General features: G+C 68.3%; 17 protein-coding genes. 10 read left to right on the forward strand and 7 right to left on the reverse strand.

Annotated elements, in window-relative coordinates; all coding sequences use genetic code 11:
* Positions 1–101: 101 nt before the first annotated feature.
* Entirely contained in the window at positions 102–632 is a 531-nt protein-coding gene (locus H8B08_RS06470) for a hypothetical protein (RefSeq protein WP_187449377.1), read from the reverse strand.
* A gap of 202 nt (positions 633–834) precedes the next feature.
* On the opposite strand from H8B08_RS06470, the gene H8B08_RS06475 reads away from it, so the two are divergent.
* Together H8B08_RS06475 and H8B08_RS06480 are read left to right on the forward strand one after the other, a co-directional pair.
* A complete protein-coding gene (locus tag H8B08_RS06475; RefSeq protein ID WP_187449378.1) occupies positions 835–2,667 on the forward strand; it encodes a PAS domain S-box protein in 1,833 nt (610 codons plus the stop codon).
* Positions 2,664–3,023: a response regulator gene (locus H8B08_RS06480; protein ID WP_187449379.1), complete on the forward strand. Its 360-nt coding sequence runs from the start codon at positions 2,664–2,666 to the stop codon at positions 3,021–3,023. The genes H8B08_RS06475 and H8B08_RS06480 overlap by 4 nt, the downstream gene beginning before the upstream one ends.
* Positions 3,024–3,520: 497 nt before the next feature.
* On the opposite strand, the gene H8B08_RS06485 is transcribed toward H8B08_RS06480, so the two are convergent.
* The gene (locus H8B08_RS06485; RefSeq protein WP_187449380.1) at positions 3,521–4,015 is read right to left on the reverse strand and encodes a hypothetical protein; all 495 of its coding nucleotides are present in this window, start codon (positions 4,013–4,015) and stop codon (positions 3,521–3,523) included.
* Between the two features lie 385 nt (positions 4,016–4,400).
* Between H8B08_RS06485 and H8B08_RS06490 the strand changes: the two genes are divergently transcribed.
* Together H8B08_RS06490 and H8B08_RS06495 are read left to right on the forward strand one after the other, a co-directional pair.
* A complete protein-coding gene (locus H8B08_RS06490) occupies positions 4,401–4,832 on the forward strand; it encodes a DUF5990 family protein (protein ID WP_187449381.1) in 432 nt (143 codons plus the stop codon).
* Between the two features lie 96 nt (positions 4,833–4,928).
* Positions 4,929–5,657 (forward strand): SDR family NAD(P)-dependent oxidoreductase, encoded by a 729-nt coding sequence (locus H8B08_RS06495; RefSeq protein ID WP_187449382.1) that lies wholly within the window; start codon positions 4,929–4,931, stop codon positions 5,655–5,657.
* 70 nt (positions 5,658–5,727) lie between these two features.
* Here the strand turns inward: H8B08_RS06495 and H8B08_RS06500 are convergent, their stop codons facing one another.
* Together H8B08_RS06500 and H8B08_RS06505 are read right to left on the reverse strand one after the other, a co-directional pair.
* A complete protein-coding gene (locus H8B08_RS06500) occupies positions 5,728–7,356 on the reverse strand; it encodes an ABC-F family ATP-binding cassette domain-containing protein (protein ID WP_187449383.1) in 1,629 nt (542 codons plus the stop codon).
* 94 nt (positions 7,357–7,450) lie between these two features.
* Positions 7,451–7,921, reverse strand: coding sequence for an energy transducer TonB (locus tag H8B08_RS06505; protein WP_187449384.1), 471 nt, complete (start codon positions 7,919–7,921; stop codon positions 7,451–7,453).
* Between the two features lie 161 nt (positions 7,922–8,082).
* On the opposite strand from H8B08_RS06505, the gene H8B08_RS06510 reads away from it, so the two are divergent.
* From H8B08_RS06510 to H8B08_RS06535, 6 genes are all read left to right on the forward strand, one after another.
* Positions 8,083–8,583, forward strand: a complete 501-nt coding sequence (locus tag H8B08_RS06510) for a hypothetical protein (protein ID WP_187449385.1) — start codon at positions 8,083–8,085, stop codon at positions 8,581–8,583.
* Positions 8,584–8,745: 162 nt separating this feature from the next.
* Entirely contained in the window at positions 8,746–9,042 is a 297-nt protein-coding gene (locus H8B08_RS06515; RefSeq protein ID WP_187449386.1) for a hypothetical protein, read from the forward strand.
* A gap of 101 nt (positions 9,043–9,143) precedes the next feature.
* Positions 9,144–9,320 (forward strand): hypothetical protein, encoded by a 177-nt coding sequence (locus H8B08_RS06520; RefSeq protein ID WP_187449387.1) that lies wholly within the window; start codon positions 9,144–9,146, stop codon positions 9,318–9,320.
* 89 nt (positions 9,321–9,409) lie between these two features.
* On the forward strand, positions 9,410–9,706 hold the full coding sequence (locus tag H8B08_RS06525; protein WP_187449388.1) for a YrhB domain-containing protein: 297 nt from the start codon (positions 9,410–9,412) through the stop codon (positions 9,704–9,706).
* 104 nt (positions 9,707–9,810) lie between these two features.
* Entirely contained in the window at positions 9,811–10,716 is a 906-nt protein-coding gene (locus H8B08_RS06530; protein WP_187449389.1) for a hypothetical protein, read from the forward strand.
* 170 nt (positions 10,717–10,886) lie between these two features.
* Positions 10,887–11,552 (forward strand): hypothetical protein, encoded by a 666-nt coding sequence (locus H8B08_RS06535; RefSeq protein WP_187449390.1) that lies wholly within the window; start codon positions 10,887–10,889, stop codon positions 11,550–11,552.
* Positions 11,553–11,664: 112 nt separating this feature from the next.
* Here H8B08_RS06535 and H8B08_RS06540 read toward each other — a convergent pair whose 3' ends face one another.
* From H8B08_RS06540 to H8B08_RS06550, 3 genes are all read right to left on the reverse strand, one after another.
* Positions 11,665–12,144, reverse strand: a complete 480-nt coding sequence (locus H8B08_RS06540; RefSeq protein ID WP_187449391.1) for a pyridoxamine 5'-phosphate oxidase family protein — start codon at positions 12,142–12,144, stop codon at positions 11,665–11,667.
* 128 nt (positions 12,145–12,272) lie between these two features.
* The gene (locus tag H8B08_RS06545) at positions 12,273–13,496 is read right to left on the reverse strand and encodes a bifunctional 2-polyprenyl-6-hydroxyphenol methylase/3-demethylubiquinol 3-O-methyltransferase UbiG (RefSeq protein WP_187449392.1); all 1,224 of its coding nucleotides are present in this window, start codon (positions 13,494–13,496) and stop codon (positions 12,273–12,275) included.
* 72 nt (positions 13,497–13,568) lie between these two features.
* Positions 13,569–15,089 (reverse strand): arylsulfatase, encoded by a 1,521-nt coding sequence (locus H8B08_RS06550; RefSeq protein ID WP_187449393.1) that lies wholly within the window; start codon positions 15,087–15,089, stop codon positions 13,569–13,571.
* Positions 15,090–15,351: the final 262 nt, after the last annotated feature.

Here is a 15,351-nt window from a genome sequence, read left to right on the forward strand (position 1 = left end):
TCCGCCTCGCACCGGCCGCTTCAATGTCAGTCAGCACAGCAGGCGAATGATACGTGACCGTACCTCCGGCGACGAAGGTCCGCTATGGGTCGAAAGCGGACCTAACTGACGCGCCGCTCAAGGACCGCACTTCCGGGGCCGCCCGCGACCAACCGCTTAAGTTCACGGGCAAACTGCGCGACCTCATTGTAGCCGACGAGGAACCAGGTCGTGACCGCACGGCGGCGCGCGTAAGGGTCCGCGTTTTCCGCGGGCTCAGCCAGGCTGACGCTGACAGAAAGAGAACCTAATGCGTCGTGGGGCGCGACCAGCAGGCCCACGTGCCGTTCCTTCAGCCCCCCCCGCTTTGTGTCGTCCCAATACCCTCCTTCGAGCCTTGGAAGGTCAGCCTTATCAAGCGGATATCGCTCAAGCGCGTCACAGAACGCGTTGAGCTGGTCCTCACTGAACCAGGCGGCTCCCGTGCCGGCGTAGTCACCTTGAACGGTGATCAGGAGTTCGCCCGTGCCGTCGTCGTCAGGTTCGTAGCGGGCAGTCAAACTGTGCATGATGCAGCCATACCGAAAGCGCTGACGCTCGCCTACCGGTGACACGATCTGTCGAAATGTCCGCAATGGGTCGAAAGCGGACATCAGCGAATGTCCGCTCGGGGGTTGAGCGGACATCACCTATGCGAGCCCCACGGCAGGCGCGACCGCGGCGACCAGCACCGGCCCTAGGGGCCTCGTCGCGCGCCTCGGGGTAAGGCCCGATACAGGTCCCCGCCCCGATGTGGGAGCCTGCCGGCCTGCGCAGTCCCGCTCTCGGCGGTCCGCCGCCGCCCGGAACTCGATGATGAGGTTCGAACTCCGTCAGTTGGGTCTGCCGACCGCGATGCTCGGGCTGGGGCTGTGGGTCGGGCGACGGCTGTCGCATCCGATCGTGCGGAAGGACCTCGTTTCGGCGGAGCTCGAGCGGGAGCGGATGCGGCTCCGCGACGTGGTCGAAGGCCTGGGCGACGTGTTTTACGCGCTGGACCGCGACTGGCGCTTCACCCTGGTCAACGCCGCGGCCGAACGGTTCGTCCGCCGCGAGCGGGAGAACGGCATAGGCCAGGTGATCTGGGAGGTCTTTCCCGCCTTGATCGGAACCGAGTTCGAAACCCGGTTGCGGCGCGTTGCGGCGACCGGCGAGCCGGAGACGTTCGAGGCGGCGTCGACGCTACGGCCGGGAGCCTGGGTGGAATCACGCGTGTTTCCCACCCCCGAAGGGGTCGCCGTCTGGCTGCGCGACCTCACCGACCGGCGGCGGGCGGAGGCCGCCCTGCGACATAGCGAAGAACGTCGCGCCCTGGCCATGGAGGCGGCGGACATCGGCTCCTGGGATTTCGACCTGCTTACCGGCGCGCTGGTTTGGGACGACCGGTGCAAGGCCCTGTTCGGCATGCCTCCGGAGGTCGAGCCGACGCCGGAGTTCTGGAACGAAAGCCTGCATCCGGCCGACAGCGACCGTGTGGCGTCCCTGGTCGCCCGGGCGCTCGATCCCGCCGGCGACGGGCGCTACGAGGCGGAGTTCCGGGTGCGGGGCCTGGACGGGGTCGAACGCTCGATCTGCGCCACCGGCAAGGTCCTGTTCGAGGCCGGCCGCGCTGTTCGGTTCATCGGCACGGCGATCGACGTCAGCGAGCGCAAGCGCGCGGAAGCCGCCCTGCGCGAGAGCGAGGAGCGCCGGGCGCTGGCGATGGAGGTCGCCGACATCGGCGCCTGGGAGTACGATCCCGAGGCGCGCGTGTTGACCGGCGACGCCCGGGCCATGTCGATGCTGGGGCTGGCGCCAGAAGACAAGGCTCCCTACCAGACCTGGGCCGACCGCGTGCATCCCGACGACCGCGCCGAGGCCGAGGCGGCGGTGGCCGCCGCCCTGGACCCCGCCGGCGACGGCGAACTCCACGCCGAGGTCCGGATGATCAGTCCGGTCGACGGACGCGAGCGCTGGATCTCGGAGATCGGCAAGACGGTGTTCGAGGCCGGCCGGGCGCGGCGATTGATCGGCACGGTGGTCGACGTGACCGAGCGCAAGCAGGCCGAGCAGCACCGCGAGTTGCTGGTCAACGAGCTGAACCACCGGGTGAAGAACTCGCTCGCCACCGTCCAGGCCATCGCCCGCCAGACCCTGAAGAGCGAGGCGGACCCGGTCGAGGCCCGCGCCAGCTTCACCGCCCGGATCATCGCCCTGGCGCGCGCCCACGACGTACTGACCCGCCGCAGCTGGGAGGGCGCGCAACTCGGCGAGGTCGTCGACGCCGCGGTCAGGCCCTACTGCCTGGACGACCCCGGCCGGGTCCGCCGCGACGGGCCGAGGCTGGAGCTCTCGACCAAGGCGGCGCTGGCCCTGTCCATGGCCCTGTTCGAACTCGCCTCCAACGCCGCCAAGTACGGCGCGCTGAGCGTCGAGGGCGGCGGCGTGGAGCTGACCTGGCGGATCGAGGAAGAGCGGTTCCGCCTGACCTGGCGCGAACGCGGCGGCCCGCCCGTGACCGCGCCGCGCCGCCGCGGCTTCGGCTCGCGCCTGATCGAGCAGGGGTTGGCCGGCGAACTCGGCGGCGAGGCCAGCCTGGTCTACGCACCGGAAGGCGTGGTCTGCACCCTCGACGCGCCCATGTCCGCGATCATGGGGGCCCGCCGATGACCACCTCCAGGCCGCTGCGCGTGCTGGTGGTGGAGGACGAGATGATGGTCGCCCTGTTGATCGAGGACATGTTGGCCGACCTCGGCCATCAGGCGGTCGGACCGGCGCTGCGCCTGGACGAGGCGCTCGAACTCGCCCGCACGGAGTCGTTCGACGCGGCGATGCTCGACGTCAATCTCGGCGAAGCCAAGTCCTTCGCCGTCGCGGACATCCTGCGCCAGCGGAAGGTGCCGTTCTTCTTCGCCACCGGCTACGGGGTCCAGGGCCTGAGCGAGGCCTATCGGGGCGCCCAGACGCTGGAAAAGCCGTTCGGGCCGGCCGACCTCCAGCGCGCGCTCGCCGCGGCCGCGGCGTGAGGCCCTGGCGGTCCGCCCCGCGCGGAAGGTCTAGGGGACCCGTCGCGGCGCCTCCGGGTAAGGCCCGATGCAGCGCCGTCTCTCGTTGTGGGAGCCTCCCGACCCAGACGGTCAAGGCGAGGAGGCCGACATGGCCGGCATCAAGCGCGACAGCGCCGAGCAGAATGTCCGCTTTGGTCGAGAGCGGACGTCAACGCCAGGGGTGAGACCTGATCCGAGCATAGAACCCCGACCAGCCCTCGGGCTCCGGGTAGGTCTGCTCGGTCTGCGCGCGATCTTCTTCGGGAGAGCGGCTGAACCACTTCCAGAAATCGTTCAGGTAGTCCTCTCCGTATCCCATTCGCCAGCCGATCCGCCCGGCGGGTAGCTCCGGATACTTCTCCCAAGGTGGGACCATCGTTATCCTCATCAAAGCTCGCTTCGAACCCTTTTGGGTCGAAAGCCGACGTCAGCTTTGGGGGGCAGGGTGGACGCCCCCCGACGAGGGCGTCCTCACGTCACTCGGCCAGCCAGGCGTTCAGGTCGGCCGGCTGGACTGAGCTGCACCGCTGCTCGCTCACGTCCGTCCGCGCCGGCCAGGTGCGCAGCCCGATATTGTAGTCGCCGGCGGCCCCCTGGGTCTGGAAGACCATGACGCCCTGGGTCGTCCGAGGCTCCACCACGAAATTGTAGTTCTTGGCCGCGCTGACGGACACGGGGCCGTAGACCTTCCACTTGAACCGGAAGCAGGTCGGCGTGTCGCCGGTGTTGCGGACGAACACCGCGGCGACCTGGCCGGGCGCGCCGCCGGCGTCGCTGGCCTCGACGGCGGTGACTTCCCAGCCGTCATCCTGGAACATGGGCTGTTCCTCCAACACGAAGCGGGACGGGTCGAGGCCGGCGCCGCGGAGCACGTCCTCCGTCGCTTCCGTGGCGCTCACCTGCGCGCCGGCCGCGCTCGCCGACGCCGCCGCGATTCCAAGCGCCAGCGCGCCCACCACCCAGACCTTCATGCCGCTCCCCCCGCGTTCAACGCAAAACTGCTAGCGGGACGCGCGGGCGCCCGCAAGGACGGCCGCTGCCCGCGACCGCCGGCGGTCCGCCTGCCCGGTGAGGGTGGAAAGCGGACATTGCGCTCGCGTCAGCTGCCATCGAAGACGCCTTCCAATTCCTCCAGCCAGTCGAGCTCGATCTGCAGCTGGCGCAGGTAGAGGCCGACCATCGCGGAGGCGACGCGAGTCCGCTGCCCGGTGTCGGCCCTAATCGCATATCTCGAATGTCCGCTTTGGGTGGTGAGCGGACATTCAACGCTCTAGCATCGCTGAGCGAGCGACGGCGCGACTGGCGCACGGCGGCAAGCGCGCCGCGCGCCCTTCTGGTCGCGGTGGGGAGGACGCGATGAATTCGAGCGGTCTGGTGCCCTTGCGGCTAATCCGCGACTCCGACATCCCCGCGACGAACCGGAGCAACCGCCCGTACCGGTTCGGGCTGCAGGATACGAAGCAGATCGTTCTGGAAGGCAGGAGGCGCGACGACGGCGCGCTGGTCTTCGACTTCGCCCTTTCGGTCCGACCTGGAGGGGATCCTGACCGGCCGGTCTTTACGGGACGCTTTGCGAGCGGGCCTCCGAGCGACCGCTTTGTCTACCTTTCGTGGCAGCTCCTGGACGGCAGCGGATACCTCAACCGGATCAAGGCCCGGCTGGGCGGCGTCGACTGGGCCCTGGTCCGCGCGGCCCAAGCCGCCGCCCGCCCGCTGGTCGCCGACATGAGCGGCTGGACGCCTCACGACCCTCGCAAACAGGTCGAGTGGACGCTGGGATCAGATTGAGGGCTGCGCGCGACCACGAGCGGCGGCCCGGCGCGGGATCTGTCGGGCGCGCCGGCGCGTATCAGATTGCGGGAACCCGATCTCGGGCGGAAGCGCATGAAGCCGGAACTGGCGGTGGTGGCGGGGGCTTCGGGCGGATTGGGGCGCGCCTTTTGCGAACGCATCATGGCGCGGGGCTCTCACGCCAGGGTCCTGGCCCTCTCGCGCGAGCGGCCGGACGGCTGGGAAGACGACGCAAAAAGAGGCTGGGCCAGGATCGACCTGCTCGACGAAGACACGCTTTCCGCGGCGGCCGAGGCGATCGCCCGACAGGGAGAGCCGAGCCTCATCATCATCGCGACCGGGCGTCTGCATCGGCCAGGGCTGACACCGGAAAAGAGCTACCGGTCGATCGGACTGGAGGCGCTGACCGAGCTCTTCGCCGTCAACGCCGCGGGGCCGGCCTTGCTCGCAAAGCATCTGCTGCCGCTCACGCCGGTGAAATCCCGCAGCGTGTTCGCGGCGCTGTCCGCCCGCGTCGGCAGCATTGGCGACAACCGGCTGGGCGGATGGCACGCCTACCGCGCGTCGAAGGCGGCGCTCAACATGCTGCTGCACACGATCGCGATCGAGCATCGCCGCCTTCGACCGCAGGGCGTGTGCGTGGCGCTGCATCCTGGGACGACGGACACTGAACTGAGCAAGCCTTTCCAGGCCGGCGTGCCGCCCGGCAAGCTGTTCGCGCCGGCGCAGGCTGCGGACGCGCTTCTCGCCGTCATCGACCGGCTAGGTCCGGAAGATTCGGGCGGGTTCTTCGCCTGGGACGGCTCGACCATTCCTTGGTGACGCGCAGGGCCCGGGCAGAGGAGGCGCGCCTGCGCCTTCTCCGCTTCGGTTCGAACGGCGGCCCCGCCCGCTACCCGCCCGGGTGCAGGCCCGGCGCTTCCTGGCCGGTGCGGGCGACGTATTCCGAATAGCCGCCGCCGTACTGGTGCACGCCCTCGGGCGTCAGCTCCAGCACGCGGTTCGACAGGGCCGCCAGGAAATGGCGGTCGTGCGAGACGAACAGCATGGTGCCCTCGAAGTCGGCGAGCGCCGCGACCAGCATCTCCTTGGTGGCCATGTCGAGGTGGTTGGTCGGCTCGTCGAGCACCAGCAGGTTCGGCGGATCGAACAGCATCTTGGCCATGACCAGGCGCGCCTTCTCGCCGCCGGACAGGACGCGGCAGGGCTTTTCGACGTCGTCGCCGGAGAAGCCGAAGCAGCCGGCCAGCGTGCGCAGCTGGCCCTGGCCCGCCTGCGGGAACGAGCGCTCCAGCGACTCGAAGATGGTCTCTTCGCCGTCCAGCAGGTCCATGGAGTGCTGGGCGAAATAGCCCATCTTGACGCTGGCCCCGATGCTGACCGCGCCCTGGTCGGGCTTGGTGTCGCCGGCGACCAGCTTCAGCAGGGTCGACTTGCCCGCGCCGTTGGCGCCCAGCACGCACCAGCGCTCCTTGCGGCGCACCAGGAAATCCAGGCCCTCGTAGATCGGCTTGTCGCCATAGCCCTTGTGGACGCCGCGCAGGTTGATCACGTCCTCGCCCGAGCGCGGCGGGCTCTGGAACTCGAACTGCACCGTCTGGCGCCGGCGCGGGGCCTCGACGCGTTCGATCTTGTCGAGCTTCTTGACCCGGCTCTGCACCTGGGCGGCGTGCGAGGCGCGCGCCTTGAACTTCTCGATGAACTTGATTTCCTTGGCCAGCATGGCCTGCTGGCGCTCGTACTGCGCCTGGCGCTGCTGTTCGGTCAGCGCGCGCTGCTGGTCGTAGAAGTCGAGATCGCCCGAATAGGTGATCAGCGAGCCGGCGTCGATCTCCACCACCTTGCCGATGATGCGGTTCATGAAGGCGCGGTCGTGCGAGGTCATCAAGAGCGCGCCGTCGTAGTCCTTCAGGAACGCCTCGAGCCAGATCAGGCTCTCCAGGTCCAGGTGGTTGCTGGGTTCGTCCAGCAGCATGCCGTCGGGCCGCATCAAGAGGATGCGGGCCAGCGCCACGCGCATCTTCCAGCCCCCGGACAGCAGGCCGACGTCGCCGTCCATGCGTTCCTGGCTGAAGCTCAGGCCCGCCAGCACCTCGCGCGCCCGCGCTTCCAGCGCATAGCCGTCAAGCTCCTGGAAGCGCTCCAGCACCTCGCCGTAGCGCTCCATCACGGCGTCCAGGTCTTCGGCCTGGTCCGGATCGACCATGGCCGCTTCCAGCCGGGACATTTCGGCGGCCAGCGCGCTGACCGGGCCGACGCCGTCCATCACCGCGGCGACCGCGCTCTGGCCCGACATCTCGCCGACGTCCTGGCTGAAATAGCCGATCGTCATGCCGGGATCGATCGCGACTACGCCGTCGTCGGGCTGCTCCCGACGGGTGATCATGCGGAACAGCGTGGTCTTGCCGGCCCCGTTCGGGCCCACGAGCCCGACCTTTTCACCCTTCTGGATGCCCATCGACGCTTCGATGAACAGGATCTGGTGGCCGTTTTGCTTGGAAATATTGTCGAGGCGGATCATCGGGCGGTCAGCTACCGCGGCGACGCGCGGAACGCCAGCCTCAGGCCAGGGGCATTTGGTCCTAGCGCCGCCAGCCGCCGCGCCAGCAGTCCTTCTATTCGTGGGTCGCGACCTGCTCGTCGCACGCGCTCACGACGTCGGCGATCCGGGCCGGGGTGAAGCTCGGATGCGCCTCACCCGTGGCGCGCCACTTCCGAAACAAGTCGCAGGTTTGGGCTTCGACGCGCATCGACCATCGAAATACAGGCAATTGCACGCGCTTCCCGATCAGGTCGGGAACGGCGTCGGGGGACAGCCGAAAGAGAGCGGCGGCTCGCAAGGCTGACCTTCCAAAACCCCAGCCTGCGGGGGTTTCCGAAAGGAGCGCACAGGCTTCGAGAGCGCCGGAATCGGAGACCAGACAGTCGACCTGAGATGCGCCGGGGAGGCTGACCATGCGCGCCTCCATGGGATAGTAGCGCGTCAATTCTTCTGCCGTGGGCGCCACCGCCCACCTCACGACCTGCGGCTCGACTGACGGCGCTGCGGCGGCTTGCAGTGCGATAGCCGCAAAGGTCGAAAACACGCACGCCTCCCAAGGTCCCCGTGCCCGCTCTAACCTGGGCTGCGGACGGGACGCTTAAGGCAAAGTGTCGCGGCCGCGGACGTGGCCCGGCTCGGCGAGCGCCGGTCGCCAAGCGGGGCCGTCGCTGCTAGCGTTGCGGGGCGGCGCGCGTCGGGGGGCGCATGGACGAGCGGCAGACCCAGTTCCACCTGCACGAATACGACGCGCTGCGGGGCGAGATCGTGGCCCTGGTGGTGGCGATGAACCGGCTGGTGCAGTTCGGCATGACCGCGGTGGCGGCGGCGTCGGCCTGGGTCCTGACGGTCACCCACCGCGACGGCCCCACCTGGATGTGGACGGCCGCCGCCTGGCTGCCGTTCTGGTTCTCGGTCCTGGTGGCGTTCCACTACACCCAGCTGCGCGGCCAGGTGCGCAAGCTGTCGCGCTACACCGTCAAGCTGGAGGCGGAGCTGGGCGCCGCCGACCTGGGCTGGGAGCGTTCGCCCGAACGCGTGGCCGGCGGGCGGGCCGGGTCGATCAGCTTCAGCACCCGGGTGATGCTGGGCGCCATGCACGTGCTGACCCTGGCGCTGGGTATCAGCCTGACCCTGCAGCTCTACGTCCCGCCCGAGTGGTTCGAACAGCTGCCGCTGGCCTGTCAGGTGCTGGAGACGTGCGGGTAGGCGGGATGTCGGGCTTGCCGGCTGTGAATGTCCGCTTTGGGTGGTGAGCGGACATCACCTATGCCAGCTTGGCAGGAGGTCCGTGGTGGCTGGTCGTGTGGTGGGGCTGAAATGTTCAAGTGGTTGTTTGGGAGCCGCAGGAAGCGATTGAGCCAGTATGACTTGATCGACCCCATCCTTTCCCAGTGGGCCGAGAAGCACTCACTACATTGGTATTCCGAGTATCAGGACACCGCTGTCAGGACCTTTTATCTGAACCCCGAAAAAAGGGATCGCATTCAGGTGTCCGTTGATGCCCCGGAAGATGGAAAAACAGTCGTTCGCGTCGGGCAGCTTCGAAAGGGATTGTCTAGGCTTAGCCGGCGCGTAGAGATCCCAACGGCGTTAGCGGACCTTGCTCCAGCGCTCGATGAAGCCTTGAAAATTGCAAACGACTGGCTCGCCGAAGGCGATAACTAACGCCCGGCCTAATGTCCGCTTTGGGTCGGAAGCGGACAATCACCGCTTCCGGCAGAGAGCCTGATCGGGCAGGCTCCCGCCAAGTCGGCATGGGGGCACAGATGATCGGCGAAGGTTTCTCAATCAACTCGCTGTTGATGGCGGGGTTGGGGCTGCTCGTCGTCATCGTAGTGCAGCTCTGGGCCGTCCTGGACCGGCTGCGGAAGCTCTGGGATCAGCAGGCTTACATCATTGGACGCACCCTGCCGGAAATCGAGCCGGATGCCGAAGAGGCGTGATCGATGAATGTCCGCTTAGGGTCGAAAGCGGACATTGGCGGGCGTTGACATTCCGCCTCTGATTACGTGACTGAGCGTAGGTGGGCTGAATGACCAGACATCAACTTGCACTGCTCGCCCAAGCGTTTCTCGACGCGCACATGCCCGTGTCGGCCAACGGCCATAGGTTTGTCGTAGTCGAGGATGCGATCCGGGAGGCGGGCGACGGATGGTTTGTGCCATACGCCAACGAACGGTTCCTCAAAACGCGCGATATCATGGACTCTGACGTCGGAAACGCGCCGGTCTTCATCGCCCGAGACGGCCTCATTGGATTTCGCCTGCGCGACGAGAGTCCGTTCCAAACTGTGGGTCACATCTCTGATTTTGGCGTGGGCGACCGCTAAGGCGGGAAGCCGCCGTCGGCGCGTGGCCTAAGCGCCGAATGTCCGCTTTGGGTCGAAAGCGGACATTCACATAGATACATTCAGCACCCGTCTGGAGCCCACAAGTGTCCGCGGACAAGCGCAAATTCTGGCCGGCCGCAGTCCTGCTAGTAGTCTTCGCCCTCGTCGCAGGGAGCGGCTTCGCGTCCGCGCTCTCCATCGCCGGAAAGGCGGCCCGGGTGGCGGGCGGGCGCGCCTACTGCCTGCAGGTCGGCGAGAGGACCGGGTATCGGCCCGTGCTGGGGTTAATCGATCTGGCGCGGTTCACCACGGGGTCGCCGCACGCCTTGCGGTATCACGCCGTCCTGGCGGTGCAGGAGCCGGGAGACTGGCGGCTGTACAATTGGTCGTACCGGAGTTGGGACTGGGACCCGCTCCCCGCCGTGCCGACGCTGCGTTGTGTTCCGCGCGCCCGATACGCCGATCGCCTGACCTGGCGGCGCGATCGGGCGGCGGTGGCACAGCCGCGGGATTACTTCGCGAGATTGGGGACCAAGAGCTACGTGGTCCCGGCGGGCTTTCGCGCCCTCGCTGACGCAGACGACCCCGCCTCGCTCTACTTCGACGCGCGGGGGGGCGAATTCGAAAAGCCCCATGCGAACGAGCAGGCGCCGGGCCCCGGATACTGGAGGGTCGGGGTCGAGTTTCGCTCCCGCCTCTGGATTGAATCGCTCGTGGAGGGGAAGCCCGCGCTGGCCCTCACGGCGTCCCCGCCGCCCCCGACCGGATCGCCCGCCACCTACGTCGCGCGGGACGGGCAGGGACAAGTACGAACTGTCATCCTCTGCTCCAGGGCGAGCGCGCTAAACCCAGCGCCTTGCCAGCACTGGTTCTACGCTGACGACGCGATGTGGAGCTTCCGGCAGACGGTCGCCGACCTGCCGAACTGGGAGCGCCTGGAAGCGAACCTGCGTCGGAGAGTCGGTTCGTTCGAGGCGGCGGGCGCGCGGTGCGAAGCCGGCGTTTGCTGAGACCAAAGCGTATCTCCGCGCCGCCCGACCCGTGGCGCTGTGAGGGAAACATCGGCCCTGCGCCGAATGTCCGCTTTGGGTCGAAAGCGGACGTGCGCCCGGGGTGGAAAGCGGACGCGGGGCCGGGAGCGGGCGTTTGACGCTCGGGCGGCCACTGCCATAGTCGGGCGATGCCGAGCCAGGACGATTTCATCAGGGTGGAGACCTTGGCGCGCCTCGCGCTCGCCGATCCGCGGGCGAGCGCCTACGCGCCGTGGCTCGCCGCCAAGGGGGCGGGCCTGAAGGCGCAGGCGAAGGCCGCGCTCGAGGCGTTCCTGAAGCGGGCCGAGGCGTGGCCGGAGGACGGCAAGAGAGGCTTCGTCGCGTGGCTCGACGGCGCGCGCGAAGGGCTGGACGACCCGGGAGCTGTCACGCCGCATCCCGTGATGACGCGCCTGGTGCTGCCCACGCTCAGAACCTGGGCCGAGGCCGAGCCCCAGGCCGGCGAGCCCCACCTCTACCTCGGGCGGTTCCATGACTGGACGCTCGACCTTACGCCCCCGGTCGACCACTTTCGCCGGGCTTTCGAGCGGGCCCCTGATCTCGTGGCGGCCCGGCGCGGGCTGGTCCTGGCCATGATCGACATAGTCGAGCGCAACCAGCACCACGACCCGGCCGACTACCTCGGCGACCGGGACGAAGACGTCGCCCGGATGGAGGAGGCGCTGAGCCTGGCGCAGGGTTTGCCGGACGCAGCGGAGGCCGACGAGCTTGGCCGGCACGCGGCCGTCCTGCGAGATCGCGCGAGCGGCGCGATCACCGGGGGTGGCCTGGCGACGTACTCGTTCCCGACCTGAGCCTGATGTCTGCTTTGGGTCAAAAGCGGACGTTTTCGATGCCGCCCTCGACCCCGTGAGGCGTCGCTAGCCGCAATGTCCGCTTTGGTGGGTGAGCGGACATCGGCGGGTATCAGGTCGTTTCGTATTTCCAACCGCCGGGATGGCGCAGAAGGACGGCCGCGCTGTAGCCTTCCGGCTCGGGCATAATGCCCTGCGAGGCACTCCACAGTTCGATCCGATCTGTCTTGAGCCGCATGAATACGGTCGCAGGGTTCTCTGGGCCTCCTGGATTCCAGCGGTCGTGAGCCGGGGTCCAGGTCGCGCGCTTGAGTTCGATATCTTCCACCACCTCGGCAGGGCCGGCCAGGCAGACGTAGCTGCGCCGATCGTCGCTTTGATAGAGAAGCGTGAGCCGCTTGAAGCGCTCGATCTCTCGCACCTTCCGACACCGCCGGTTGGTGATGACGTTGACGGTCCAGTCGTCCTGGACCCGCATGGGTTGGACCACGCGCACGTTTGCGCCGCCGGCCTCCGCCTGCGTGCCGGCGACACAAAAGGCGACGTTATCGACAAGCGCGCGCGCGACGGTGAGCAAGCGTTCCGTATCCATAGCCCAGCCTCCACCTCGCGCCACTCTGCCACCCAGCCACAGGTCCGCAAGGGGGCGAGAGCGGACGCGCCGCCCGGTGGGCTTCAGCTGGGTGCCGACTTTCGTCCGGACAGACGGGGTTGGGAGCGTCAGCCCCCCGACGTGTCGAACACCACCTGGTCGTAGTTCCAGAGCTGTTCGAAGAAGTCCCGGGCGGCGTCGGCCTGACCGCTCCCGCCTGCGATCTCGGCGATGGTCCGCCGCCCGTCGACGGCGGCCAGCAGGCGTTCCTGGTCCGCGTCGATCGGCAGGTAGAGGTCGGTGTAGGTGTGGGTCCGGTTGATCAGCACGGCGACGGCGCCGGGCGGCAGGTTATCGCGCACGGCGATGGCGTCGGGGATCCGCACCGGAACGTACTCGCGCCACGCCTGGCCGCCGAAGTCAACGGCGGCCGGCCGGTCGCCGCGCCAGGCCACGACGGTGTGGCGGGCCATGGTTCCGCGGAACAGCTCCATGGCGGCGTACTGCTCGTGGGCCGGCAGGCGCGCGAGCCTCGGCGCGTGCGGGGTGCTGGCCGGGGCGCCGCACTGCGGAAGGTAGGGCGCCTGGCGCTGCCAGCGCCCGAACGCCAGGTCGGCGGCGGCCAGGGCGCCCTGCAGCTGGGGGACGGAATAGGCGCGATCCTGGGGGTTGAGCAGGGCGTCGGCCAGGCCTTCGCGGGTCAGCAGGTCCGGCGACTTGCGCAGCATCGGCACGAGCGGATGGTCCGGCGGCAGCGCCTTGAGGCTGACGATCAGATCCAGCACGTCGGCGGCGGTCGGCTCCAGCCCGAGGCGTCGGCAGTAGTCCTGGATCAGGTAGATCCCGGCGCGGCCGTAGGGGGCGTAGACCATCAGCTGCAGGGCGCCCGCGGCCTCGAGCACCGCGGCCAGCGCCCGCAGGCCGGCGTCGGGATCGGGCAGGTGGTGCAGCACCCCGGTGCAGACCACGTGGTCGAAGCTCTGGCCCAGCTCGCCGGCGCGCTCGAGCGGCAGCGCGTGGAGCTGCAGGTTGTCCAGCTGGTATCGCCGCTTCAGGGCCTCCGAGGCGGCGAGGCTGGAGGCGCTGACGTCGATCCCGGTCACCCGCGCGCGCGGCCAGCGCAGGGCGATCTTCGCCGCCTGCGACGTGCCGCAGCCGGCTGCCAGGACGCTGAAGTCGTCGCGATAGGGCTGGTCCGGCCAGAGCAGGTGGAAGTCCGCGCGCCGGCGGCCCTCGTCCCACTTGCGGGCGTAGCCGTCCAGGTCGTCCACCGCCGGCGGGTAGGGATGGGCCTCGTAGAAGGCGCCCACCTTCGCGGCGACGGCGGCGAGCGCCGCTTCGCTATCGGTCATGCTCGGTGCAACCCGCCCATGCGCGGGGAAGGTCCCGCGCATGGGCGGCCACACTGAGCCAGGGGACGCTCCCTAGCCCTTCGCGGGTGCGGGCGTCTTGAGCTGCTCCATCACGGCGTCGAGGTTGAACGACGCCGCCTTCTGCCTAGGCGGGAACTGGACGTAGCTCTGGATCTCCCCCGCCACCACGTCCTGCATCAGGTACATCTGCGGGGCGTGATCGACCATCCAGTCCCAGTAGGTGTTGGAGTTGAAGTCCGCCCGCTCGAACGGGTCGCGACGCAGGTTCACGATGTGGGGCAGCCGCAGCTTCACGAACGGCTCGGCCCACTGCTGCATCTGATGGGCCCGCTGCACAGCCAGGTTGAACTTGTAGTCGCCCACCCGCACGGCCATCACGTCGCCGTCGTCGCTGATGTAGAAGACGGCGTTTCTCGGGCTCTCCTTCGCCTCGCCGGTCAGGTAGGGGAGCTGGTTGTAGCCGTCGAGATGGACCTTGAAGTTCAGCCCGTTGAGGGTCGTGCCCTTCAGCAGCCGCTCGGTGACCGTGGTGTCGCCGGCCGCCGCCAGCAGGGTGGGGAACATGTCGATGTGCGACATGATCCCGTTCAGCACCGTTCCGGGCTTGATCTTGCCGGGCCAGCGGAAGTGCGCGGCCACGCGCCAGCCGCCCTCCCAGTTGCTGTCCTTCTGACCGCGGTAGGGCGTGTTGGCGCCGTCCGGCCAGGTGTCGTTCTCGGGCCCGTTGTCGGTCGAGTACATGACGATGGTGTTGTCGGCGATGCCCAGCTCGTCGAGCTTGTCGAGCATCATGCCGATCTGCTCGTCATGGACCACCATGCGGTCGCTGTAGGGGTCCTGGCCGCTCTTGCCGAGGTTCTTCTCGGCGACGTGCGTCCTAAAGTGCATGGCGGTGGAGTTGTACCAGAGGAAGAACGGCTGGTCGGCCTTGGCCTGTTCTTCCATCCATTCCAGCGCGCGCGCGGTGATCTCCTCGTCGATCGTCTCCATCCGCTTCTTGGTCAGCGGGCCGGTGTCGACGACGGTCTGCTTGCCGACGCGGCCCCAGCGGGGGTCGGTGGTCGCATCGTCCTTGTCGGTGGCCTTGCAGTCCAGCACGCCGCGCGGGCCGAACTTCTCCTTGAACCCCGGGTCCTTCGGATAGTCGGGCAGTTCGGGCTCTTCCTCGGCGTTCAGGTGGTAGAGGTTGCCGAAGAACACGTCGAAGCCGTGGACGGTCGGAAGGTATTCGTTGCGGTCGCCCAGGTGGTTCTTGCCGAACTGGCCGGTGGCGTAGCCCAGCGCCTTCAGGGCGTCGGCGATGGTCGGGTCTTCCTTCTGCAGGCCGACCGTAGCGCCCGGCATGCCGACCTTGGTCAGGCCGGTGCGGATCGGGTTCTGACCGCAGATGAAGCTGGCCCGGCCGGCCGTGCAGCTCTGCTGGGCGTAGTAGTCGGTGCACATCGCCCCTTCCTCGGCGATGCGGTCGATGTTGGGGGTGCGGTAACCCATCGCGCCACGGCTGTTGTGGCTGATGTTCCAGAACCCGATGTCGTCGCCCCACAGGATGAGGATGTTGGGCTTGTTCGCCATGGTGCGCGCTCCGGGCCGTGACGCCCGGCCGGGCGTCGTCGAGCGCTATTTCGAACCACCCGGCGAGCGGCGGCCATCGGCAAAAGCTGGTAGGCCGCCGTTGGAATGACCTTACGTCGGCGCGCCCCCCCGGTCGGGGAGGCGCGCTCGTCCTTCATCCGTATGTCCCGACGAAAGTCGGGATCCAGATTCATCCGCGACGCTCGGTGGGCTTCACCTGGGTCCCGACTTTCGTCGGGAATACGGGTTTGACGTGGCGCGG

Origin of the sequence: Caulobacter sp. 17J80-11 (genome assembly GCF_014349105.1) — a bacterium.
In the GTDB taxonomy this organism is placed as follows: Bacteria; Pseudomonadota; Alphaproteobacteria; order Caulobacterales; family Caulobacteraceae; genus 17J80-11.

Excerpts from the sequence above, each read along its gene's own strand:
- H8B08_RS06520 (WP_187449387.1), top strand. The coding sequence starts at position 9,144 with ATGATCGGCGAAGGTTTCTCAATCAACTCGCTGTTGATGGCGGGGTTG.
- H8B08_RS06470 (WP_187449377.1), bottom strand. The coding sequence starts at position 632 with ATGTCCGCTTTCGACCCATTGCGGACATTTCGACAGATCGTGTCACCG.
- H8B08_RS06500 (WP_187449383.1), bottom strand. The coding sequence starts at position 7,356 with ATGATCCGCCTCGACAATATTTCCAAGCAAAACGGCCACCAGATCCTG.
- H8B08_RS06550 (WP_187449393.1), bottom strand. The coding sequence starts at position 15,089 with ATGGCGAACAAGCCCAACATCCTCATCCTGTGGGGCGACGACATCGGG.
- H8B08_RS06525 (WP_187449388.1), top strand. The coding sequence starts at position 9,410 with ATGACCAGACATCAACTTGCACTGCTCGCCCAAGCGTTTCTCGACGCG.
- H8B08_RS06480 (WP_187449379.1), top strand. The coding sequence starts at position 2,664 with ATGACCACCTCCAGGCCGCTGCGCGTGCTGGTGGTGGAGGACGAGATG.
- H8B08_RS06495 (WP_187449382.1), top strand. The coding sequence starts at position 4,929 with ATGAAGCCGGAACTGGCGGTGGTGGCGGGGGCTTCGGGCGGATTGGGG.
- H8B08_RS06535 (WP_187449390.1), top strand. The coding sequence starts at position 10,887 with ATGCCGAGCCAGGACGATTTCATCAGGGTGGAGACCTTGGCGCGCCTC.
- H8B08_RS06475 (WP_187449378.1), top strand. The coding sequence starts at position 835 with ATGAGGTTCGAACTCCGTCAGTTGGGTCTGCCGACCGCGATGCTCGGG.
- H8B08_RS06490 (WP_187449381.1), top strand. The coding sequence starts at position 4,401 with ATGAATTCGAGCGGTCTGGTGCCCTTGCGGCTAATCCGCGACTCCGAC.
- H8B08_RS06545 (WP_187449392.1), bottom strand. The coding sequence starts at position 13,496 with ATGACCGATAGCGAAGCGGCGCTCGCCGCCGTCGCCGCGAAGGTGGGC.
- H8B08_RS06510 (WP_187449385.1), top strand. The coding sequence starts at position 8,083 with ATGGACGAGCGGCAGACCCAGTTCCACCTGCACGAATACGACGCGCTG.
- H8B08_RS06540 (WP_187449391.1), bottom strand. The coding sequence starts at position 12,144 with ATGGATACGGAACGCTTGCTCACCGTCGCGCGCGCGCTTGTCGATAAC.
- H8B08_RS06485 (WP_187449380.1), bottom strand. The coding sequence starts at position 4,015 with ATGAAGGTCTGGGTGGTGGGCGCGCTGGCGCTTGGAATCGCGGCGGCG.